Genomic DNA, 22,483 nt, shown 5'->3' with positions numbered 1-22,483 from the left:
CTTGTCCTCAAATTTTAGGATCGCGATTACAGTCCTTCGAATAGACGTAACGCAACGGCTCACCTCTGCCGACTGCGTATGCGGCTTGCGGCACATATGCACCCATGAAGATATAATCGCCTTTCTCTACAGGCATCCAGTCATTGTCCAAGTTGTACATCCCTTGACCCGACAAAATGTAGGCTCCGTGTTCCTGTACATGGGTTTCGATATAGCCATGGCTTGCGCCCGGTTCGAACGAAAGGATGTGGAAATTCATATCAAATCCAAAATCTGTCGGCAATAAGTCCCACACCAACACATCTTTCATCCCTTCATATTCGACAGGAACCAAATCATTGCTGTTGCCCACGACTTTACGCGCTTCGTAGCCTTCAAGGGGTTCGTAGCGTTTCTTGTACAGGAAGATTTCCGTAGCATCTTCCTGGTTATTTTCCAAATACATAAGCACACCAGCCGGCAAGTAAACATAGCCACCTGTCTCGAGTAAATGACTTTCTGTTCCGTCACTTACTTTCAGTTTTCCGTTTACAACATAAACGAATGTCTCGACGCCTTCCGCACCGAAGCCTTGTACATTTTTTCCCTCGGCCTGCATCGTAATGATGTAGTCCACAAAGCCAGCTCCCAGTTTTTGGGAAGCCAAAATGGTGACATCGCAATTTTCAAATCCAGGAACAGTGTTTTTCACCAATCCATCATGCGGAAGTAACGCATAGTTGTGTCTCTTTATTACGGCTCTTGACTCCAATAGTCCGTTTCTGTAGCCTGTATTATTGTTTTTGTAACCCATTCTCTCTCCATCCTATCTCTCTAGTATCGTTCTATTTATATGCTAATTCATAAAGTGCACTTGCCATCATCTTGACGCCTTCCACCAAATCTTCCAGCTTGGTTGCTTCAGCCGGGTTGTGGCTGATACCCCCGATGCTCGGAACAAAAATCATGGCAGTCGGATAATGTGGTGCGATGATTTGGGAGTCATGTCCGGCTCCACTGTGCATCACACGGTATTTCATATTTGCTTTTTTAGCTGCTTCTTCGAGAATCGATACGATGTCTGCATCCATAGGAACGGGCGCCTCGTCCATCCAAAGATCGATGGTTGCTTCGATGTCCATTTCGTTAGCGATTTCTTTGATGCGTTGTTCTAATTTTTGGGTGAAATCGATCAGCACGTTGCTGTCCGTATGGCGGCAGTCGATTGTGAACAGAACTTCTCCCGGCACTACATTTACCGTATTCGGTTTTGGTTCTACTTTTCCGAAAGTCAACACCAACGGATCCCCAACTGATTTTGCCTTATCGATCTCCTCAGAGCAGATCCGGCTGAAAGCGTAGACTGCATCGCGGCGGTAACCCATTGGCGTTGTGCCTGCGTGGTTGGCTTGCCCTTTCAGAACAACAGTATAACGGCGCTGACCAGCGATGCTGTTGACGACGCCGATTTGGAGCCCTTCGTTTTCAAGAACATTTCCTTGCTCGATATGCAGCTCCACGAAGGCTTTGATGTCATCCCTTCTTTTTTGTTCACCCTTCTTGAAGTCGAATCCAGCTTGATGCATCGCATCCACAAATTTGATGCCTTCAAAGTCGCTGATCGACTCGACGTCCTCTATTTTGGCTTCATTCACAAAGTTTTTACTTCCCCAGAACACAGTTGGGAAACGGCTGCCCTCTTCCTCAGCCATCGAGATGACTTCCAGCGATCGCAGTGGCTGTCCGTATGTCTCTTTTAAGTATGCCATGGCTACATAAGCTGCTATCACACCAAATTGACCATCCAAATTGCCGCCATTTATGACGGTGTCTATATGGGACCCGGACATGATGGTTTCATTCGGGTATTCCGAACCTTCCATTCTTCCGAAAAGATTGCCGATTTCATCGAAATGTGTTTCCATTCCGATTTCTTCCAGTTTATTTTTTACGGCATTCTGAGCTTCCAACCAAGAATCGGAGTAAAGCAAGCGCGTCATACCGCCCGTTGGATCGCTGCCGATACCCGATAATAAATCAACATTCTCTTGAATTGTCTTAAACCAGTCCATTTTTCCGTTTCCTCCTCCGAAATATCATACTCATATTGTAAGCGCTTCTTGATACCTTATCATTAACATAATACACAAAATCGGATATATTTTTGTGCCAAGTGTACACATCGAGCCATTTTAAATGAAGGCGATTGTGATAAAGTGGAAGGGAATTCAGAGAAAGGAATGATAAAAGAATGAATGATTCAACCGAAACTTACTTTGTATATGAAGGTTTGCCGCTGCAGGCGACGTTTTATCCAGCTGCAACAGAATTACCTAAACCGTTGACACTTCTCTACTTGCATGGGGGTGGGCTGGTATTCGGAGACCGAAATGACCTTCCCGATAAGTATAAGAAGATGCTGTCGGATGCCGGATATGCGTTGCTGGCGATTGATTATCCGTTGGCACCGGAAGCCCAATTGCCCCAAATTATACTTTGCCTTCAGCAAGCCTTGGTTTGGTTCAGAAAGGAAGGGAAAAAATTGTTCAACTTGGGTTCAGCGGATTATGTGCTTTTCGGTCGTTCGGCTGGCGCCTACCTTGTCTTTCTCTTGGCAGCCCGCTCGACGGACCCTTGTTTGAAAGGACTAGCCAGTTTTTATGGCTACTATTCGCTGGATGAGTCCTCTTTCCATATTCCCAGCACCTACTACAACACATTTCCTAAGGTGCCTGTGGCGTATCTGAAACAACTTATCCAGAAGCAGCCGCTTGCTGTAGGAGCAGTTACAGAAAGATTTCCGTTATACCTCCATGCCCGTCAGACCGGAAAATGGGTTCCGCTGTTCCTTGAGGACAAATCAAAAATAGCAGCCTTCAGTCTGACCTCAGCAGAGCTGCAATCGTTACCGCCTACTTTTCTCACTGCCAGCACAGCAGACAAGGATGTGCCTTATCTATTCACCCAACAAGCAGCTCAACTGATACCCGTTGCTGCCCTTCATCCTGTCCTGGGAATGCCGCACGACTTCGATACTGATCTGAAAAACCCTTTAGGGCGGCGCACGTATGAACAGCTTATCCGCTGGCTTGATGGTTTATGCGATAAATAAAAAGATAAAGAAGGCCCGAGAATTTTTCCCGGGCCTTCTTTATCTTTTTCATGACAACTTCCATTAGGAAGGAGTTTTCTCGATCAGTAAAATGATCAAGTCATTCACGTTTGTGCCGGTAGGGCCCGTAACGATCAGATCCCCACTGCTTTCGAGGGCTTTATTGGAATCATTGTTCGCCAACAAACCTTCCACATCCGTGTAGTTTCGTCTCATGCGCGCTATGCTGGCGCCATCAACCAGTCCTCCCGCCGCATCCGTAGGTCCATCCGTTCCGTCCGATCCGACCGATGCCAAGACCACCTGCGGTAATCCGGAGATCTGAAAAGCTGCAGCCAACGCTAGCTCTTGGTTTCTGCCCCCTAACCCATCTCCCTTGATGGTGACGACTGGCTCCCCGCCAGCAATTATGGCACACGGAAGCTGCGCATCTTCTTGCCCGGAGACTATTTTTCTGGCGAGTTGCCCAAGGCGTTCTCCGACCGATGAAGCTTCTTCTTCAATGGCAGTCGACATAAGACAAGTATGGTAGCCGCGCGCTTGCGCATGTGTTACCGCCTCGCGGCATAAAATATCCACACTCCCGATCAAGGTATTGTTTACGTTATCCAAATATTTTGGCGTTTCCTTCAACAAGGCTTCTCGTGCATTTTCCGACAATTTCAAATCATATTTCTCGACAATTTTCTGCGCCTCTGCACTCGTCGAAAAATCAGGGTAAGCCGGACCGGATGCGATCGTATCCAACCGGTCACCCAGAACATCGGACAGGATAATGGCGTGTATTTGACGAGGAGAACACAACTGGGCAAATTGGCCGCCCTTTACTTCCGAGAGATGCTTTCGGATCGTATTGATTTCGACGATGTTCGCTCCACTGTTCAAAAGTTGCTTGTTGATATCCTCCAATTCAGCCAATGCGATCTGATTACGCGTTTTTTCAAACAGCGCTGAACCGCCCCCGGAAATCAAAAATATGATTGTGTCTTCTTCAGGCATATCGGATACGTACTGCAAAATTTCGGTGGTTGCATCGATGGATGCCTGATCCGGTATCGGATGTCCTGCCTCGAAAATGGTTACCCGTTCGATTTCGCCAAGGGAGTGCTCGTATTTGGTCAAGACTATACCGCCTTTGAATTGCTGTCCCAGACAATCCACCGCTGCTTTCGTCATGCGCCAAGCCGCTTTTCCAATTGCGATGATATGGATGTTGCCATCTATATCCATTTTCTTTAAGGCATTTGTGACGGCTTTATCCGGTAATACCGCCTGAATCGATTGATTTATGATATACATTGCATCATCTCTCAGTTTCATGTCTGTTCTCCTTTTTACAATCATTGCAATTTCAGTTCATCAGGAAACGCGATTCACTGACTTTCCTTCCAAGAAGGCTTCAGCATTATCGATCGCAACATCCAACAAACGCTGTCTGGCTTCAATCGGTGCCCAGGCGATATGCGGTGTGATCAGGCAATTTTTCGCAGTGAACAACGGGTTTGCTTCGGTTACCGGTTCTGTCGAAACGACATCCACTGCCGCTCCATGCAACTTGCCGGCATTCAAAGCCGCTGCCAAGTCTTCCTCGACGATCAACGGTCCGCGAGACGTGTTGATCAAAATGGCACTTGACTTCATTTTCGCCAATGCAGCAGCATTGATGATTCCTTCGGTTTCTGGGAATAATGGACAGTGAAGGGATACGACATCGGAGTTCTCCAACAGCTCATCCAACTTGACGAGTTTCGTGTGCTCGTTCTCCAACCCTTTGTCAGCAAAGTGATCATATGCCAACACATCCATTCCGAATGCAATCGCGATTTTTGCCACGGCCTGCCCAATCCGGCCGAAGCCGATGATGCCCATCTTCTTGCCGGCCAATTCAATCAACGGATAATCCCAGAAGCAAAAATCCCCTGACTCCTGCCAACGGCCTTGCTTGACCGCTTTATCGTGCTCGCCTACATGGTGGCACACTTCCAACAGCAAAGCGAAAGTGAATTGGGCCACCGATGCGGTCCCGTAAGTCGGAATGTTCGTTACAGTGATGCCGTGCTCTTTGGCCGCGTCTGTGTCAACAACGTTGTACCCTGTTGCCAAAACGCCGACATAGCGGATATTCGGGCAAGCCGCGAATATTTCAGCCGTCAAAGAGGTTTTATTTGTGAATACGATTGAAGCATCCCCGATCCGCGAGATAACTTCATCTTTAGGCGTGCGATCATAAATGGCACATTCCCCTAACTTTTCCAGACGTTCCCAGGAAAGATCTCCCGGGTTCAACGTATAGCCATCCAATACAACTATCTTCATTTCGTTTCCTCCTTGTGTCATAACAGGCTCCACGCACGATTCAATGTCCTTTTGGCGTTTGCGATGACGATGTCCGGATCTTCATCTTGCCACGGCTTCACTTCGAAGGATAGCACTGGCGGGTTCACGCTGTCAAAGAATCCCTCTGTTTGAAGAACCCTCAAAAAGTCCAACAATTCCGGTACATCATTTGCGCTGTTCGGAAAACCGAAGCGTGGATGCGTATCTCCGAAAGCTTCCGCGCCTTCTTTCACGACGCCATTGCCCATATGCAGATGTGTGATATAAGGCTTAGTGACCTGGATAGCATATTTTGAGGTCTCGTGCGTTTGTGGAATATGGGACAGGTCCATCATCAATCCGAAATTCTCAACCAGACTGCGCATCTCAGCGGCAAAGGTTGCAGCGTACGGTGCTGGACCGATCAAGGATTTTTTATCGAGATCGTAATCAAAGACTTCCAGAGTGATCGTCATGTCCTTCTTGGCTGCGTATTCGCAGATAGCTTTTGTCGTCTTAACCAATTGACGGAAAGCATCTGCCTTCGTAGCCTCCTCATATTTACCGGAAAGGAACGCGATCCCCTTTGCACCGAGGTATTCTGCTTCATCGATCGAGTCGATCAGAATGGCTTCCGCCTTCAGTCTTTCCGTTTCATCGATGGCATTCGGATTCAACCCAGCCGTCAATAACCGCGGCTGGGCCCCGTAACAGACTTTCATGTGGCTGGAATCCAGCATTTTTTTAATTGCCGCACGGTCTTCATCCTTCTCGATATGTGAAACCTCGATGGCATCAAAGTAGTCATCCACCACTATTTTTTTCACAGTTTCTACTATGTTCCCTTGATCCTTCCAGTTCATCGCCTGCGGATAGGCCATAAAATGAATCAGTCCTATCTGCAGATATTTATTCATTGGTTCTATCATGGTTTTCCCTGCCTTTACTGTTTTGGTTAGTTCCCGATTTCCCGATAAAGATGGCAGCATTCCGATTGCGGAGTTTCGCAAACAAGAGTGCTGCCTCCTTTCTTGGGCCTATCTATACGAATTCTCTTACGGCTGTGATGCTTGGTCCCATTGAGCAGTCTGTCGCTTCTTCACATACGATATCGATGACGTAAGGTCTGTTCGATGCATAAGCACGTTCCAATGCTGGCTTGATGTCCTCTGGATTGAAGACGCGTTCCGCTTCGCAGCCGAATCCTTCCGCGACCTTAACGTAATCCATCACGCCTTGGTTTTCCGCCATACGGACAGCGTAATCAAAACCATAGCCATAATTTTGGTTTTGGCGGATCAGTCCCAAGTAGGCGTTGTTGACGATGACGACAACCAATGGAATGTCATTGACTGCAGCAACAGCGATTTCCTCAACCATGAAAGTGAACCCAAAGTCACCCAAAACGGAGACGGTTTTGATTCCCGGTGCCCCAACGGAAGCTCCGATTGCGCCTGGGATATCAAATCCTAATGTGCCTGCGCCGCCTGATGGCAAGTATTTTCTTGGACGGTTGATGTCCTGCAGTTGTCCTGACCAGATCTGCGTCAATCCGCAACCGGTAGTGTACATCACTTCATCACCGAACACTGCATTCATCTCTTGGAATACACGGTGCGGTTTGATCGGTCTGCTGTCATAGTCGGTTTTCCGTTTCATGTCGATGCTCAACTGCGGCAATTCCGACACAAGCCCTTTCGCTCCGAATGTTCCCATTTGTTTTGCTTCAGCCAGCATCGCTTCGATCGCCATTTTTGCATCCGCTACAATACCGATCTCAGCCGGAATGATTTTACCGATCTGACTCGGTTCGATATCAATATGGATGAATTTGCGGCCTTCCGAATAAACGTTGATGTCTCCAGTATGGCGGTCCGTGAAGCGGCAACCGATCCCCAAAACGACATCCGCTTCGCTCAAAACTTTGTTCCCAAGAGGTCCGCCGACTTGGATACCGGCATGGCCTGCGTTCAATGGATGATTGACCGGGATTCCGCCTTTAGCCATGTAGGTAGTGATGACCGGCAGATGCAGCATTTCAGCCAGCTCAACGCATTCTTTTGTTGCTTCGGAAAGGATGACTCCACCGCCCATGATCATGACAGGCGCTTTTGCTTCCGAAATCAGGCGTAAAGCTTCTTTGATTTTGTCTATTTCTGGAGCAGGTCTTTCGATTTCGTAAGGAATGTAGCTGTCGATGTCAAAGTCAATATCGGCCATCTGCACATCCAGCGGCAAATCAATTAGGATCGGGCCTGGTTTGCCTTCGCGCGCAATCCGGAATCCTTCGCGGAAAATTTCGACGGTGTCATTCGGATCCATGACGCACCATGCGCCTTTTGCGATCGGTTTAGCGATTGACACAATATCGACAGACTGGAAAGCATCCTTGTTCAGTTGCGCTCTTGCGGATTGCCCTGTCAATGCCAAAAACGGAATGGAATCGATGTTCGCAGTATAAATTCCAGTTATAAAATTCGTCGCGCCAGGACCGGCTGTACAGGTAGCCATTGCCATTTTTCCGCTGGAACGGTAATAGCCATCTGCTGCGTGGGTGCAAGCTTCTTCGTGTCTCATGACCATGTGTTTGATGGAATCAGATTTCTCCAAATATTTGTATACTGGGTTGATGCCTGCGCCTGGGATTCCGAAAACGTCTTCAATTCCTTCTTTTTCCAAAATTTGTACAATCGCTTCTGCTACTAACATATCGTTCCCTCCAAGTTGTTTCACTCTGTGAAATCGTTTTTTACTTTTGTGTAACCACAGTTTACCAGAGGCGTTTTTCACTGTCAACAACTTTTGAAACATAATTTCTCTTAGTGAAATATAAATTGAGTAATTATGTTGGATATGGTAAACTGCAATCAAGAGAAAACCTTTTACGAAGGGGGAAAAAAAGTGATTGAAAAAAAAGTCAAAAAAAATCAATCGGTCGAAAAAGTATTGCAAATAATCGAATTACTGGTATCTCAAGGTGGTGAAATGCGGCTACAGGACATCGCTGATCAAGTGAATTCACCCAGCAGCACTGTATTGCGTTATTTAAGCACGTTGAGTTCCTTCGGATATGTTTACCAAAACGCCGACTCATCCAAATATGCACTTACCTTGAAATTGGCCCAACTAGGCAGCCTAGTGAGCGGGCAATATGATATCCGTGATTTGGTCCATGACGATCTGGTCGCGCTATCGAAGGAATTCCAGGAATCCTCATGTTTGGCTATTGAAGAAGATCATGAAGTGGTTTACATCGATGTCATCAACGGGCCTGACAACATGCTGAAGACGATGCAACGCATCGGAAAAAGAGCTCCGTTACATGCGACCAGCGTCGGAAAAAATATTCTTCAGAACTACACGGAGAAGGAAATCGAGGACATCCTGAAAGAAAAAGGAATGCCAGCATTGACCGCTAAAACCCTCACATCACCTGATGCTCTTTTTAAAGAGTTGGAAACTGTCCAAGAAACAGGTGTGGCGATGGATAACGAAGAGTGCGAGATTGGAGCCAAATGTATTTCAGTACCGCTTATCGATTACACCGGAAAAGTCGTAGCAGCCATCAGCATCAGCGGCCCCGTATTCCGTATGACTGATGAAAAAGTGGAGAAAATAAAAGAATACATGCTGCGTATGTCGAAAGAAATCTCAAAAAAACTCGCCTATACAAAATAAAGAGCGTGATGAATCCCGGGTAGAAATTGAGCACTAAGAGGACTAACACAAAGCGGACGCTTTTTGTCCGTGTGTGGTAGTCAGCTTAGGCACAGATTTCTGGGATTCAGAACGCGTCTAGAGAGAGCGTGATGATTCACGTTCAGAGGATGAGCATTTAGTAAGCTAGATATTCTTCACAAAAAAATAACCCATGAGATTCTCCTTTTGAAAAGGAAAACCTCATGGGTTTCTTTTGGTTTCAATATTTTATTTTACGTACAGCTCCTGCAACTGTTCACGGATTTTTTCAAAGGGTGTATCCGCCTGCAGTAAGGCCGCTGTCAGATACGCTCCCTCCACAAATGCCGCATCGCAAATGAGCAGATTTCTTTCGGTCATTTCGCTCACCAACTCAAGATTCATCTTGGCGCTGCCCAAATCATAAAAGGCCAATATGTTAGGCTCTGACATTTCATTGAGAGCCGCCGTGACTTTATCAAAACTCGTACCGATGCCACCGTCTTCCGCTCCCCCGACCGCTTTCACGGTAACGTCCTTCGCTACCTGTTTCAGCAAACGGGCCAGCCCCTCAGCGAGCTCTGCAACATGCGAAACCAATAAGATCCCGTACTGTTCACTCATCATACACACCCGCTTCCAGCATAGCCTCAAAGAAATAACCGCATGATGCAGCTCCCGGATCGACATGGCCATTGAGCTGTTCCGACACATACGCCGCGCGTCCCTTTTTCGCCTGAAAATCCTTCGTGCTTATGACATAACCATTGATTTTTTCCAACGTTAGGCGCCTATTCCGGATGTCTTCCATGACCGGAATCCAAACATCCACTAAGGTCTTTTCCTTCAGTTCTGTAGGGCCGAAAGTTTGGATGCCTTCAAGCCCGCTTGCAAGGCTGTCCAGCAGAATGGCGTCTTCTTTAAAAGCCTCCGACATATGCAGAAAGACTTGTCCATAAAGGAGTCCAGCTGCCCCACCCGTTTTCTGGATGAAAGACATCCCCGCCATTTTGAAAAGATCTGACGCCCCTGTCTGAAACCCTTCCGCTAATTTTGCCTTCAGGTCTTTGGCTCCCCGAAGCATATTGGCCCCGTGGTCACCGTCACCAATCGATTCATCCAGCATATTCAGATAGTTTTCGTTTGTTTCCAACTTTTCGATAAACAGACTCAACCATGTTCTGGCCGTCTCGACAGTCAACATTTCCATCACCGCCTTGGATTCCTGGATCACATGCTTTCCATGCTTCCTCTGCCTCCATTGTAAACGTTTTAACAAAAAACGACAATCCGGAGACTTTCGAAGTGTCAACAAAACATGTTGCACCCGCCAATTCGGAAAAATCGGAAAAAAACTTTTAAACTGATCTATCTTATTGCACCAGTTTAAAAGTTTTGTATTTTGTACTGCAAATAGGTTACGTATCTTTCATACAGGTATTGATTATTACCTTAATCTTTTCTCTTTATCCAAAGATACATCAATACCCCAATAATCAGCATCAATCCCATCACAGCATAATAACCATATTCCCATTGCAATATCGCCATATGCTTAAAATTCATTCCGTATATCCCGGAAATCAATGTTAATGGAGAAAAAATAGAAGTCATGATCGTGAGAGTTTTCATCAAATTGTTTGATTGATGCGACACCATCGAAAGGTAACTGTCCCTCATATCGGTGGTGACTTCTCGATTAGATGTGATCAACTCCGTTACCTTCAGTAAATTGTCATGAATATCGGAAAAATATTCTCTCCTGCTTTTTATGCCACCCAAATGTCGGGAATTCAACATCCGATAAAGCAAATCCCGCATCGGATTAACCGTTTGCCTGAAGAGCAACAACCGATGTCTTATATCAAATAAATGGTCGATGACATCATCCGTCGAATCGTTCTGTATAACATCTTCAATTTCCAATAACTCATCCTCAATTTTATTGATGAGCGGGAAGTAATTATCTACGATTTTGTCTAAAATTTCATAGAGTATATAATAGCTGTCCCATTCTTCAATGTTCTTACAGTACAATAACCTATTCCGGATTTGATCCACTTCCTTTGAGGCGGAAAGATGGAAAGTTACGATAAAATTATCCCCAACAAAAGAATCCAATTCTTCTTTAATGACCTCATCTGCTGTTTCACTTATTTTGTGAGTAACATAAAATGTATAATCATCGTAATAATCAAGTTTCGGCCGCTGAAGTGTCTGAACACAGTCTTCAACAGCCAGAGGATGAAAGTGAAAAGTATCGGTCAAATGTTTCACTTCTTCAGCCGTTGGTTCATTAAAGTCAACCCAAAACCATTTGTATTGTGCAAAATTCGCATTATTTATAGCAATATCTGTATCTACTTTATTTTCATCCGTAATTCCAATAATTTTTATCATAGTGTAGCACCTTCTTAGCAGTATTTTCAATAACATAAGATCTAGCTTATTATTGATTTATGTCTGCACAAAAGAATAGGATGGTTCTGTAATTCTTTTGAAAAGGTACTTCTTATCTACTTTTATAACGCTATTTTCTCTGTAAATCGCTTTATTCCCTTTATCTGCTTCTGCCGTTTTGTTGGCAGACATTTTGTTTGGAACACGTTTTCTCATTTTCAACACGGTCTTTACCTCCTATATTTGTTTGTCGATTAGACAATTAGGGATGATAAGACATGGTTGAAAGAGCAAAGCCAGTTAACTATTCAGTTTTTAGTCAGAAGAACAGATGCAGTTTGCCTGCGAGTGTCTTCTGTTTCTACTTCGCCCTTTCGGCCCTATGTCCGTACTACTTCCCGCATCCATTCTTCTCACCTCGCTATTTCGATTACACTTAATATTTCCACAATAAAAAATCCCATACCAAAGTGCAAACAGTGGTATGGGATGATATATCCATAAAAATACACAGCACAAATTTTTCATTGCACTGACGCCACCGTTTGAGCTTTAACTCTGCAGGGCGATGAAATTGCATTAGATGATACCTTGGTTTCGATATCGCCTGTTCAAACCTTCTCATGGTGTCTCCACCATTTCGCGGCAGCAATCCGTATCCCTGTAGTAGCCTTACCTACCGGAAATATTCAGTTACCATTAAGGTACTCCTAATATACTAAACTGTCAATCGTTTTTTTATCTGGCAGGGACTGCTGGTGATTAGAAAAGCGAAAATAATCCGGATTGTTGGGCTCACTATTTTTTGCTGAGCATTTGTGCCGCTTCTTCATCGAGTATCACAGTCACATGCTTATGGGTCTGCAGAACACTCGCCGGCATATCTTCCGTAATTGGACCTTCCAGCGCGGCTTTGACGGCAGCGGCTTTTTCTTTTCCGAAAGCCATCAGGATGATCTGTTTTGACGAGAGGATTGATTGGATCCCCATCGAATAGGCGAAACGTGGGACATCTTTTTCATCAGCAAAGTAACGTTTGTTGGAATCGATGGTGGACTGCCATAGCGCCACTTTCTGGGTCCGTGAATCAAAGGATGTGCCGGGCTCGTTGAAACCGATGTGCCCGTTCGTGCCGATGCCGAGGATCTGTACATCGATTGGATTCGCTGCGATGATGGCTTCGAATTGCGCGCACTCTTCCACTTCATCCGCCATTCCATCCAGCAGATAGTTTTTCTTGAATGGTTTTGCATCGAATAATTGTTCATGCATAAAATGATGGTAGCTGTGCGGACTGTCCTCGGACAATCCCATGTATTCATCCAGGTTGATCGATGTCATTCCCGAGAAATCAAGCTCACTTTCCCGCATGATCCGGTACAGTCTGACCGGCGTGCTGCCGGTTGCCAACCCCAGCACTTTCGCCCCGCTTTCCATTTGCTCCCTGATTTTTTCGAATGCGCAACGGCTTGCCTCTTCAGGAGTCGCTTTAATGATTATTTCCATGATCTGTAACCTACTTTCTGTTATTTTTGTATACTGTCTGTCCATAACTGATTGTCCGCTCGACCGCAAATGACTCCGAAAGCAGGACCATATCGGCATCTTTTCCAGGAGCGATGCCCCCTTTTCGTACCAGATCGAATTCACGGGCCTGATTGACCGAGCTCATCTTTACCGCATCCAAGATGCTGCAGCCGGTAAAGACGATGATGTTCCTGAAGGCTTCCTGGAATCCCAGCACGCTTCCTGCCAGATTTCCGCTTTCCAGACGGGCTTGTCCATCTTTGACGATGACTTTCTGTCCGCCCAATTCACTGATGCCATCGCCCATCCCTTTGGCACGCATAGCATCGGTAATCAATTCGATGCGGTCTGCGCCTTTTTGTTTGAATGCGATCTTCACCATTTCCGGATTGATATGCAGGCCATCGACAATCATTTCCACGTAGATATTCTCCTCCAGGAACGCATGTCCGGTTACACCCGGCTCACGGTGATGAAGTCCCCTTTGCGCATTGAAGAGATGAGTTATGTGCGTTGCTTTGGATTGTTGCAATTGGCTTCGAACCGCATTTGAATGCCCTACCGAAAGCACGATGCGGCTATCTAGGCAATACTTTTCGAAAGCAGTCGCATCACTCGTCTCAGGCGCATAAGTGACCAAGCGGATCAACCCGCCGCTCAGCTCCTGCCACCTGCGCATCAATGATGCATCCGGCAGTTTGATGTGCTCTTCCGGTTGCGCTCCCTTAAATACTGCGGAAATGAATGGCCCTTCGAGGTGGATACCTTGGATGACTGGATTATTTTCCGCAGCCTTGCGGATGCCGGTCAACGCCTTTTCGATACTCTCTGTCGATTGCGTCATCGTCGTCGGAAAATAGCTGGTGATCCCTTCTCGGTGCATCGCCGCAATCATCCTGTTGATGCCATCTGCGTCGCCGTCCATATTGTCCATTCCGTAGCCGCCATGGCTGTGGACATCAATGAAACCAGGCACCAGTCTGCTTCCGGCCGCATCGATCACTTCCTCGTCCGGTTCGGCAATGTACTCCGACATGTTCCCGACCGCGTTGATTTCTTTTCCGAACCGGACATACCCGTCGGCGATGACGTTTTCTCCCGTATACACTTCCGCATGGATAATCACTTTTTTCATTTGCGTTTCCCCTCTTTATTACTGACCTTTATTTTCATTGTGCACTTACATGATTCAGTCGGCACATCCCGTTATTACGATTTTTTTGAATAACCCTGCACATTTGCTCTCGTCAGATCCATGTTGTATTGGAAATCCTCGTCCTGCAACAGGAAAGTCGAAATCACATCGATCAGGTACATCATCCCGAACTGCGTGTTGACGAACACCGTGTTGTTGACGAAACGCGAGTGATAACCGAAGCAAGTGACGTCCGCCAGTTTCGTCAACGAACTGTTTTTGAAGCTCGTCAGGGCGATGATCTTCGCTTTTTTCTTTTTCGCGATTTCCAAGGATGCAATCAATTCCGGCGTTTCGCCCGAATTTGAAATGGCGATCACCAACTCGTCCTCCTTGATGATCGAGCTGGTGATGATCATCAAATGGGAATCCGTGACCCCCGTGACATTCAGCCCCATCCGGATCAGGCGTTGCGCCAATTCGGCAGCCGTGAATCCGGAACTGCCAATGCCGTAGATGACTATTTTGTTTGCATTTTTGATCCAATCGACAACCGTTTCGATTGCCTGATCCTCGATCATCTGATTGGTTTCATCGATGACTTGCGTATAATAGCCGTAAATATCGTCATAGACGGTCGGCATTTTTTTTAACGTATGATCGTTCGTCACTGAACGCAACGCAATCTTCATATCCACAAACCCATCGATGTTGATGCGTTTACAGAAACGGGTGATGCTGGACGTCGAGGTATCCACATTCGCTGCCAAATCCTTGATGTTCATATTTTTGATGGATGCTTTGTTCCGCAGTATGTAATCCGCGATTTTTTTCTCGTTCCCGGAAAAAGCGGAATACTGATTTTGGATTTCTTCGATGATTGTCATTTTTCGTTACCTCCTCCTGTTTTGCGCAACCGCCAAAAGCGCGCTCCACATTTTTTGCCTTCGCCTTTTCCTCTATGCTGATAGAATAACACATGAAAATAGTTTTTTCAATTAATATTTCATGAAAATTATTTTCTCTACCATTTTTTTCAGATATCCTGCTTTTGTGTGCACCCGCTTACCGGAGGAGATCAGCGGAAATGGTGGTCCGCTCCGGTAAGCGTCTATAGCTCGGAGAACACAGGTAACAATCAGGCTTAACTCCGGCGAAGCCTCCGTTCGCTGGAGAACGGCAAAAAAACAACCGGGTCGCTTTCCGGTTGTTTCTTCGTTAATTAATATAACAGCCTTTTCTTACGTTATGTTCCGGTCCAATACGCTTCTTTTTTCCATTTCTAGGATGATGAAATATGCCATTCCCGCTCCTATGGCGGAACTGATTGCAAAACTCGGCAGGAAGAGCATAAGTGCCGCTTTCATGCCCATAAAGAACTGCGCCACCAGAGTGCTCACCAATGAGCCAAATATTCCCGTGCCTATCCATTCACCCAGTGCCGCGTAACCGATTTTTTGCGTTCTGGCATAGAATAGGCCTGCGCAAATAGCCCCGATCATGCTGCCAGGAAAGGCAAAGACGGTTCCTGTACCCAAAAGATTACGCAGCAAGGAAACGCTGAAAGCCTGCAGTACGGCATACCCCGGTCCTAACCAGACAGCGGTCAATACGTTCAAAAGATGCTGTACCGGCGCTACTTTTGCAATGCCGATTGGAATGACGAAGATGCTATTGCTGACCACCCCCATGGCGATGATCAAGGCAGTGGTGACTAATTTTTTTGTGTTCATAATGTTTTCCCCTTTTCAGTTTGATTGATTCCTTTTGAAGCCTGATCGTTCCGAACCGTTCCCCCTCCCAGAATTGATCGAAAATAAAAAGACACCTCCCCTGAGATGTCTTGGATATACGTACGGACTCCAGACCAAGCTCAGTTCCCTCCGCCAGTACGAACTGGATCAGGTTTGAAGGGTTCCGATACGGTCGGTCTCAGCGCAGTTGCGCACCCCTACTGAAAATAAAAAACGCTATATGATCTGATGCGAAAATCAGAAAATATAACGTTTAGATGTCTATTTATGCGAATAGTCAAACGCCACATTCCCTACGCTAGCATGAACTAGATCAGGTACAAAGAGTTCCGACAGTGTCGGTCTCAGCGCAGTTGCGCACCCCCAGTGTTTCTCATTTGATTCTAACCAATAATTCGCAGAAACGCAACCCTATTCTGAAGTTTGCTGTCCCACAACGCTCGAATCCAGCACGATGACTTTTCCGAAACTGTCCTGGCTCTGCAAAAAGGCATGGGCATGCGCAACCTCTTCGAGCGTGAAGACTTTCTCGGGCTCCACAGCAACGCCTTTCCCTTCAATGTAAGCCAGCAGTTCATTCAACTTTTCGCCGGATACTTCACTCGAATGGAAAGTAGTCAAGTAGCTGTTGTGCTTCAATTCCATGATGGGATCGAAATCCTCCAGGAACCATTTCCCGCCCAGTTGGCCGGTGCTGCAAACGATGCTGCCCTCGTTGATATGGGAAAGGCTGTCCTTGATCGTCGCAGGACCGATCAATTCCAGAATCTTGTCGAAAGTCTCTTCCGTCTCCAACACGCCGTTGCGGTCTTCAACGTAGTCGGTGAAGCCGGCTTTCTTCAATCTCTCGCCCTTTTCGACTTTCCGCGTGCTCCCGTAAATTCGAATATCCGGGAATTGGGCCCTGACCAACTTGGCAAAGGCAACCCCCACACCGCTCGTTGCCCCCCGAACCAAAATTTGATCGGATGCTTGGATCCGCAGATTCTTCATGGAACCGAAAGCCGTATAGTAGGTTTCCGGAATGGCCGCCAGTTGGGACCAAGGCAAATCGGTGTGGATGGGGTAGATTTGGTCATTCGGCAACAGAACATATTCCGCATAACTCCCGTCGAATGCTCTCCCCATCTCGCCCATGATCGACACAACTTTTTGGCCAAGCGGCAATTTCTCCTCATCGCTCGTCCGCCCCACTATCCCTACACATTCAATCCCTAAAATACGGGGAAACGTGACCGAGGGAGATTTCCCCTCACGCGTAAAGATTTCCGAATGGTTGATGCCGAAGCCCATGACCTTCACGAGCGACCATCCTTCCCGCATTTCCGGAAGAGGAACTTCCTGATGCACCAGTTTTTCCGGTCCACCCGCTTCGTGCACTACGACTGCCTTCATTTCTCCGACATCCTTTCTAGTTTTCATAGCGTCAGCATGCAGCTGGGTCTTCCCGATTGCGTACCGCAAAATTTCTTGTAGGCACAGGACTCGCACAAAATGACGGCATCGGTTTGAAAAAGCGGCACCGATTCGCCCTGAGCAACTTCCGTCAGGTGTACCGAAACCGCACGCCCTTCATAAAACAGGCCGGATTTCTTTGCCTGCTCCTGCTGCTTTCTTTTGTCCAAAATTTCATACTTCCGTCCGTTCTTCACAAAATGATTCCCGGTTTCGATGAATTCGAAGTTCACACCATGGTCCACGCAATCTTGGTGCATCCTCTGCACCCATTCATAATGGCATTCCCTTGCCCCATCATAGTTTTCCCCGCCGACGATGACGCGTTCGATTTTTCCGGAAGACAAATGCTGCGTCAAGTCGATTTCGCCGATCAGCGGTGCGGCCATGATGCCTCGGTGTTTGAAAGGCAGATCCAGGAGTACCGGGATCCGCCTGTCGGCCATCTTCTGGTTTTCGGCAGAGACATTCATCCACACGTTTTCCCAACCGTCTCCCCAATTTTCAGGTAGGCAATCTTTCACGCGTTCGATTCTTTTCGTCAACAAGTAGAACAGCACATCCGACCGCTTCTCGATCATCTTCCAGACTTCGCCTCGCCACTCGTCCGCTTCCTCCAAAAAGAAGTCCGAAGTCATGCAGACGCGTATCGTGGAACCGGGCGGTATGACGTAGTCGCCGCGCCGGTTCCTTTTCAGAGGGCGATCGAAGCTGCTTTGGACTTTATAAATCAGCGCGCCATCTTTTCCTCGTTGACTGTCCAAATGAAACATATAACAATTTTGGCATCCCGGGCTGACCTTTTTGCAGCCATGCCACGGGTTCCAGATATCACTCAAGCGATCACTCCTTTGAAAAAATCAAGCGTATCTCCGCCGCAATGCATTCTCAAGAAAGTACAAGACGACATTAACAAGCAGACACAACAACATCGACAGCACAGTGCCCCACAAAAGTTTTACGACGCTGAATGTCCGCAAGCCATCGAAAAGGACGGTTCCCAACCCGCCGGCATTGATCGTTGCGGCGATGGTTGCGATGCCGATTGTGGAGGTCGCGGCGATTCGTATCCCTGCGATGATGGATGACATTGCCAACGGAAGCTGGACTTTCCTGAACATTTGATTCCTCGTCATGCCCATCCCGACAGCGGCTTCGATGATTGTCGGATCGATTTCCTTGATTCCTGCAGAAAAACTGCGCAACAGGACATATTGGCAATAAATCACCAAAACGATGATGGCCGTGTTCCTTCCCAGTCCCGTCAACGGAATCAAGATAGCAAACAGAGCTAGGCTTGGGATCGAATAAAGCAAGGAAGTCAGGTAGATCAAGCCGTTCATCACGCGTTCCTGATGCATGCAGGCCAGGATGATGCCACTGGCGATGAGGATGGCGATCATCAGCGTCGTCCCCACTAATTCGATATGCTGCATCGTGGCGGTAAGCAATTTTTCATGGTAAGTATTCCAGTATGCAATCATTTCAGCTCACTCCAAAATGCCTCTTGTTCCTTTACGGTGGCAATCAAATCCGCAACAAACTCTGTTTTCGGATTGCGCATGATTTCCCGCGACGTATCAAATTGACAAATCTTGCCTTTGTCCATTATCAGCACTCTCGTCCCCAGCTTAAATGCCTCATTGATGTCGTGTGTAACCAGCACAAAAGTTTTGTCGCCTAATTCTTTGTGGATCTTTTGCAGTTCATTTTGCAGCTGCAGACGCGTAATCGCATCAACCGCTCCAAACGGTTCATCCAACAGCATCACTTTCGGATTGGCGGCAAGCGCCCTCGCAACGCCAACCCGCTGTTGCTGCCCGCCGGATAATTGTTTCGGCTTTCTGTCGGCAAACACTTCCGGATCCAGTTGGACAAGTTCCAGTAATTCTTTGATGCGGGATTGGATATCCTTCTTATCCCACTTCAGCAGTTCCGGAACTGTCGCAATGTTTTGGGCAACTGTCATATGCGGAAAAAGGCCAATCTGTTGGACGACATAGCCGATTTTCCGCCTAAGATCCACTTCATTCATTTCACTGATGTCTTCTCCAAAGAAGGTGATATGTCCTTCATCTTCACGGATCAAGCGGTTGATCATTTTTAAAGTGGTCGTTTTTCCGGAGCCGGAAGAGCCCAGGACAGTGATAAACTCGCCCTCCTTAATTTCGAAAGAGATATCATCGACTGCCTTCGTGGCCCCTTCTCCGTAGAGCTTCGTCACATTTTTGAATTCTATCGCGGTTTGCAGCATGCAGCCTCCACGCCTCCTTATTTTATCGAATCAAAGTACTCTTTCGCTACCGCTTCATATTCTTCTCCATCGACATCCACTTTGGCATTCAATCCGGTCACTGTTTCTGTATCCAGCGTGCTGCTGATATTATTCAAAATTTCTGCAATCTCAGGATTTTCTTCCAGTACTTCATTCCGGATTACTGGAGCCAAATTGTAAGGAGGCCAGAATTTCTTGTCATCCACCAAAACCGTGAATTCTTCTTTATTGGTCAGTTGTCCTTCAGTCGTATACGCCGGTGCAACATCCGCTTCATCATTTTTCAAAACTTCGTATTTCAAACTGTTGTCGTAGACTGTCGAGCTCTTCCAGTTGAATTCGCCGTATGCTTTCGTCAAACCAGGAAGGCCATCTTCCCGCTGATCGAATTCACCTTGAGAAGCAAAGCGCAACTCTGTAGCATGTTCCTGCAGATCAGAAATGGTCTCAATACCGTATTTGTCGGCTACGCTCGTTTTGATGACCAGCCCGGCGCTATCATTGGCTTCCGCATAATCCAACCAAGTCAAATCAAACTGCTTATCGTATTCTGCTTTGATTGTGTCATAAACTTTCTGTGGGTCGGTTTCCATCTTCATTTCCAATATTACCAACAGACCTGTACCTGTATACTCCGGATAAAGATCGATTTCATCATTGGTGATCGATGTGTGAACGACCGAGCTGGCGATATTCGGGATTCTTTCAACTTCATAACCGGCATCTTCCAAAGCCAACGCATAAATTTCCGAAACCACCAAATTTTCGGTAAAATCCTTAGAACCCACTCGGATGACTGTATCTTCCGTGCTTCCGCCACCCAAACTTGAACAACCCGAGACGATAAGTGTTACAGCCAACATCGCAATCGTACTGATAATATTCTTTTTTTTCATTTAATTTAAGCTCCTTTTAATTATGTAATCAAGAAAGACGCTTGTCGTGAAAGCAATCATCGCTACCGATCCCCCTCCAATGAGAAGCAGATCCATCCTATTCAAACCCAATCCCGTAAAAATCAATGTTCCCAAACCACCAGCACCAATGTATGTAGCCAACGTCGCACTCGAAATGATTTCCACCAACGCGAGCTTCACACCGGTCATCACAAAAGGAAAGGCCAGTGGAATCTTCACCCTTTTCAGAAGCTCTCGATCAGTCATACCCAAACCCTTACCCGTTTCGATCATCACAGCGGGAACCTCCAGGAATCCGACCGTTGTATTGACCAATATCGGTGGAATACCCAACAACACCAATGCAATCAACGCTGGAGCCCTACCGACGCCTATGAAGGAGATCAACAAAAAGAGGACTGCCAAGCTGGGGATAATCCGCAAGGCTTGGGAACTGAGTGTAATCATCTGGCTGAGTTTCCGGTGCTTGTGGCTGATGTATCCAAGCGGAATGCCAATCATACAAGAAATGCCGATCGCTTGGATACTCAATCCAAGGTGCTGATAAACGTAAATCAAATATTGACCAAAATTCTCTTGAAAGTATTGCAGTATGTCATCAATTAGCATGTTGGCCCTCCTTTCACTTCAAACATTGATACGAAACGTTTGCCGCCTCGCTAAATATCTTCAAACTGTTGGTGCCGCTACTCGTCAAGGAATAATAGCACTGTCTGTCCCCCTCCATCTGATTGACAACGATTGTGTCTACCTGCAGCCGCCACAGACTGCGGACCACATTTTCTTTTTTCTCGCCAGTCAATCGGACGATATCATTGCAGCTCATTGTCGGATAGTAAAGGAACAGGTACATAATGGTAATTTTAATGTCCGTATCAAAGATTGTTGCAAATACCAATAAAGGATCTATCATTACCCGCGTTCCACCTCCTTCAACACATGCGCACCGAAAATTACCGCCGATACAGCTTCTTCGCACAAGCAACATAGTCATGAATGGCATTCGTGCTAGACTAATTTGCTTAACACGTCACTGATATTTCTCCCTTTCCATACTTATGGATAGATCTCCATACTCTTACTATATCTTTAAAGTTTGTCTTACAATAGTACGCACTTTTTTATCAGGTACTTACTTTTTTGTAAGCTACAGCTATAAGGATACTTAAACAAGGGGACGCAAAAAAAACTCCCTTTTGAAGCATTATAACGCTTCAAAAGGGAGGATGAAAATGATACAACTTTTAGCAGCCGTATCGGATCACAGAAAAGAGCGGATTCGTAATCCGTCTTCCTACTTCCTATCCAGGTTTATTTTTGTTCCAAGAGATTATTTTTGATATAATCCGTTCCCCAATCACTCATGCTGTTGATGATCGGCCTTAGGGAATCGCCAAGATCGGTTAATGAATATTCCACTCTGGGTGGCACTTCAGGAAATACTTCCCGTTTCACAATCCCATCAGTCTCCATCTTCCGAAGATTTTCAGTCAATACTTTTTGGCTGATGCCCTCAACCAATCGGTGCATCTCGTTAAAACGTTTGGTTCCTGTCAACAGTTCGCGCATTATCAGCAGTTTCCATTTATTTCCGATCAGATCCACGGTTGTCGCAACCGGACAAAATGGCAATTCTTCTTTGGTCAGCAACTTTTTCACCTCATAGATAGTAAGTTTCTTTTTGTAAGTTACCACGAATTATATACTTAAAAAGCGCTGATTTCAAATATTTCTTTCGGGTTCGTCAATAACTATGTAAAAAAAACAGGCTCCCAACGATGGTGTCATCGTCAGGAGCCTATTTTATGTGATACCGGCGGCCGGGGTCGAACCGGCACGCCCTTGCGGGCACTGGATTTTGAGTCCAGCGCGTCTGCCAATTCCGCCACGCCGGCATGATATGAAGAATGCAATTTTCCATCTTACTTGTACTTA

Annotated in this window: 24 protein-coding genes, 1 tRNA gene and 3 riboswitches; of the genes, 2 read left to right on the top strand and 23 right to left on the bottom strand. The window is 46.4% G+C overall.

From position 1 onward, the window contains the following. Positions 1 to 7: 7 nt before the first annotated feature. Positions 8 to 793 (bottom strand): (S)-ureidoglycine aminohydrolase, encoded by a 786-nt coding sequence (gene allE / locus WBM30_RS09645; protein ID WP_424900516.1) that lies wholly within the window; start codon positions 791 to 793, stop codon positions 8 to 10. Positions 794 to 824: 31 nt separating this feature from the next. Beyond that, positions 825 to 2,051, bottom strand: a complete 1,227-nt coding sequence (allC, locus tag WBM30_RS09640; RefSeq protein WP_424900515.1) for an allantoate deiminase — start codon at positions 2,049 to 2,051, stop codon at positions 825 to 827. A gap of 179 nt (positions 2,052 to 2,230) precedes the next feature. On the opposite strand from allC, the gene WBM30_RS09635 reads away from it, so the two are divergent. Continuing rightward, complete coding sequence (locus tag WBM30_RS09635; protein WP_424900514.1) at positions 2,231 to 3,091, top strand: alpha/beta hydrolase; 861 nt, start codon at positions 2,231 to 2,233, stop codon at positions 3,089 to 3,091. A 63-nt stretch (positions 3,092 to 3,154) separates the two neighbouring features. Here the strand turns inward: WBM30_RS09635 and WBM30_RS09630 are convergent, their stop codons facing one another. From WBM30_RS09630 to WBM30_RS09615, 4 genes are all read right to left on the bottom strand, one after another. Next, positions 3,155 to 4,411, bottom strand: a complete 1,257-nt coding sequence (locus tag WBM30_RS09630; protein WP_424900513.1) for a glycerate kinase type-2 family protein — start codon at positions 4,409 to 4,411, stop codon at positions 3,155 to 3,157. A gap of 39 nt (positions 4,412 to 4,450) precedes the next feature. Further along, complete coding sequence (locus tag WBM30_RS09625) at positions 4,451 to 5,407, bottom strand: D-2-hydroxyacid dehydrogenase (protein WP_424900512.1); 957 nt, start codon at positions 5,405 to 5,407, stop codon at positions 4,451 to 4,453. Between the two features lie 17 nt (positions 5,408 to 5,424). Continuing rightward, positions 5,425 to 6,336, bottom strand: coding sequence for a sugar phosphate isomerase/epimerase family protein (locus WBM30_RS09620; protein ID WP_424900511.1), 912 nt, complete (start codon positions 6,334 to 6,336; stop codon positions 5,425 to 5,427). 112 nt (positions 6,337 to 6,448) lie between these two features. Next, positions 6,449 to 8,116: a thiamine pyrophosphate-dependent enzyme gene (locus WBM30_RS09615; RefSeq protein ID WP_424900510.1), complete on the bottom strand. Its 1,668-nt coding sequence runs from the start codon at positions 8,114 to 8,116 to the stop codon at positions 6,449 to 6,451. A 192-nt stretch (positions 8,117 to 8,308) separates the two neighbouring features. Here WBM30_RS09615 and WBM30_RS09610 point away from each other — a divergent pair, with 192 nt between their 5' ends. Next, positions 8,309 to 9,085: an IclR family transcriptional regulator gene (locus tag WBM30_RS09610; protein WP_424900509.1), complete on the top strand. Its 777-nt coding sequence runs from the start codon at positions 8,309 to 8,311 to the stop codon at positions 9,083 to 9,085. A 249-nt stretch (positions 9,086 to 9,334) separates the two neighbouring features. Here WBM30_RS09610 and dhaM read toward each other — a convergent pair whose 3' ends face one another. From dhaM to WBM30_RS09525, 17 genes are all read right to left on the bottom strand, one after another. Continuing rightward, positions 9,335 to 9,712, bottom strand: coding sequence for a dihydroxyacetone kinase phosphoryl donor subunit DhaM (gene dhaM, locus WBM30_RS09605; RefSeq protein ID WP_424900508.1), 378 nt, complete (start codon positions 9,710 to 9,712; stop codon positions 9,335 to 9,337). After that, positions 9,702 to 10,289, bottom strand: a complete 588-nt coding sequence (gene dhaL / locus WBM30_RS09600; protein WP_424900507.1) for a dihydroxyacetone kinase subunit DhaL — start codon at positions 10,287 to 10,289, stop codon at positions 9,702 to 9,704. Before dhaL ends, dhaM begins: the two co-directional genes overlap by 11 nt. Before the next feature lie 248 nt (positions 10,290 to 10,537). Continuing rightward, positions 10,538 to 11,485, bottom strand: coding sequence for a magnesium/cobalt transporter CorA (gene corA, locus WBM30_RS09595; RefSeq protein WP_424900506.1), 948 nt, complete (start codon positions 11,483 to 11,485; stop codon positions 10,538 to 10,540). Positions 11,486 to 11,542: 57 nt separating this feature from the next. Next, the gene (locus WBM30_RS09590; RefSeq protein ID WP_424900505.1) at positions 11,543 to 11,710 is read right to left on the bottom strand and encodes a hypothetical protein; all 168 of its coding nucleotides are present in this window, start codon (positions 11,708 to 11,710) and stop codon (positions 11,543 to 11,545) included. Positions 11,711 to 12,015: 305 nt separating this feature from the next. Continuing rightward, positions 12,016 to 12,176: riboswitch (M-box (ykoK) riboswitch) on the bottom strand. 107 nt (positions 12,177 to 12,283) lie between these two features. Continuing rightward, positions 12,284 to 12,991 carry a glucosamine-6-phosphate deaminase gene (gene nagB, locus WBM30_RS09585; RefSeq protein ID WP_424900504.1) on the bottom strand — a complete coding sequence of 236 codons (708 nt, stop codon included), beginning with the start codon at positions 12,989 to 12,991 and terminating at the stop codon, positions 12,284 to 12,286. A gap of 10 nt (positions 12,992 to 13,001) precedes the next feature. Next, a complete protein-coding gene (gene nagA / locus WBM30_RS09580) occupies positions 13,002 to 14,147 on the bottom strand; it encodes an N-acetylglucosamine-6-phosphate deacetylase (protein WP_424900503.1) in 1,146 nt (381 codons plus the stop codon). A 74-nt stretch (positions 14,148 to 14,221) separates the two neighbouring features. After that, entirely contained in the window at positions 14,222 to 15,034 is an 813-nt protein-coding gene (locus tag WBM30_RS09575) for a MurR/RpiR family transcriptional regulator (protein ID WP_424900502.1), read from the bottom strand. A 354-nt stretch (positions 15,035 to 15,388) separates the two neighbouring features. Continuing rightward, complete coding sequence (gene thiW, locus WBM30_RS09570; RefSeq protein WP_424900501.1) at positions 15,389 to 15,880, bottom strand: energy coupling factor transporter S component ThiW; 492 nt, start codon at positions 15,878 to 15,880, stop codon at positions 15,389 to 15,391. 128 nt (positions 15,881 to 16,008) lie between these two features. Next, positions 16,009 to 16,110, bottom strand: a riboswitch (TPP riboswitch). A gap of 63 nt (positions 16,111 to 16,173) precedes the next feature. Next, positions 16,174 to 16,276: riboswitch (TPP riboswitch) on the bottom strand. A gap of 36 nt (positions 16,277 to 16,312) precedes the next feature. Beyond that, entirely contained in the window at positions 16,313 to 17,296 is a 984-nt protein-coding gene (locus WBM30_RS09565; protein WP_424900500.1) for a zinc-binding dehydrogenase, read from the bottom strand. Positions 17,297 to 17,319: 23 nt separating this feature from the next. After that, positions 17,320 to 18,195 carry a DUF5131 family protein gene (locus WBM30_RS09560; protein ID WP_424900499.1) on the bottom strand — a complete coding sequence of 292 codons (876 nt, stop codon included), beginning with the start codon at positions 18,193 to 18,195 and terminating at the stop codon, positions 17,320 to 17,322. 21 nt (positions 18,196 to 18,216) lie between these two features. Next, positions 18,217 to 18,840, bottom strand: coding sequence for an ABC transporter permease (locus WBM30_RS09555; RefSeq protein WP_424900498.1), 624 nt, complete (start codon positions 18,838 to 18,840; stop codon positions 18,217 to 18,219). After that, on the bottom strand, positions 18,837 to 19,610 hold the full coding sequence (locus tag WBM30_RS09550; RefSeq protein ID WP_424900497.1) for an ABC transporter ATP-binding protein: 774 nt from the start codon (positions 19,608 to 19,610) through the stop codon (positions 18,837 to 18,839). Before WBM30_RS09550 ends, WBM30_RS09555 begins: the two co-directional genes overlap by 4 nt. A 17-nt stretch (positions 19,611 to 19,627) precedes the next feature. After that, positions 19,628 to 20,527, bottom strand: coding sequence for a glycine betaine ABC transporter substrate-binding protein (locus WBM30_RS09545; RefSeq protein ID WP_424900496.1), 900 nt, complete (start codon positions 20,525 to 20,527; stop codon positions 19,628 to 19,630). Then, a complete protein-coding gene (locus WBM30_RS09540; RefSeq protein ID WP_424900495.1) occupies positions 20,528 to 21,157 on the bottom strand; it encodes an ABC transporter permease in 630 nt (209 codons plus the stop codon). Positions 21,158 to 21,170: 13 nt separating this feature from the next. After that, the gene (locus tag WBM30_RS09535) at positions 21,171 to 21,461 is read right to left on the bottom strand and encodes a hypothetical protein (protein WP_424900494.1); all 291 of its coding nucleotides are present in this window, start codon (positions 21,459 to 21,461) and stop codon (positions 21,171 to 21,173) included. A gap of 398 nt (positions 21,462 to 21,859) precedes the next feature. Next, the gene (locus tag WBM30_RS09530) at positions 21,860 to 22,198 is read right to left on the bottom strand and encodes a winged helix-turn-helix transcriptional regulator (protein ID WP_424900493.1); all 339 of its coding nucleotides are present in this window, start codon (positions 22,196 to 22,198) and stop codon (positions 21,860 to 21,862) included. A gap of 161 nt (positions 22,199 to 22,359) precedes the next feature. Next, positions 22,360 to 22,443 (bottom strand) — tRNA-Leu (locus WBM30_RS09525). Between the last annotated feature and the right edge of the window lie 40 nt (positions 22,444 to 22,483).

The sequence above is a fragment of the Trichococcus sp. genome (assembly GCF_049684335.1).
In the GTDB taxonomy this organism is placed as follows: Bacteria; Bacillota; Bacilli; order Lactobacillales; family Aerococcaceae; genus Trichococcus.
The sequence above is the reverse complement of the archived record's forward strand: the minus strand, read 5'-3'. Positions and strand labels throughout refer to the sequence as shown.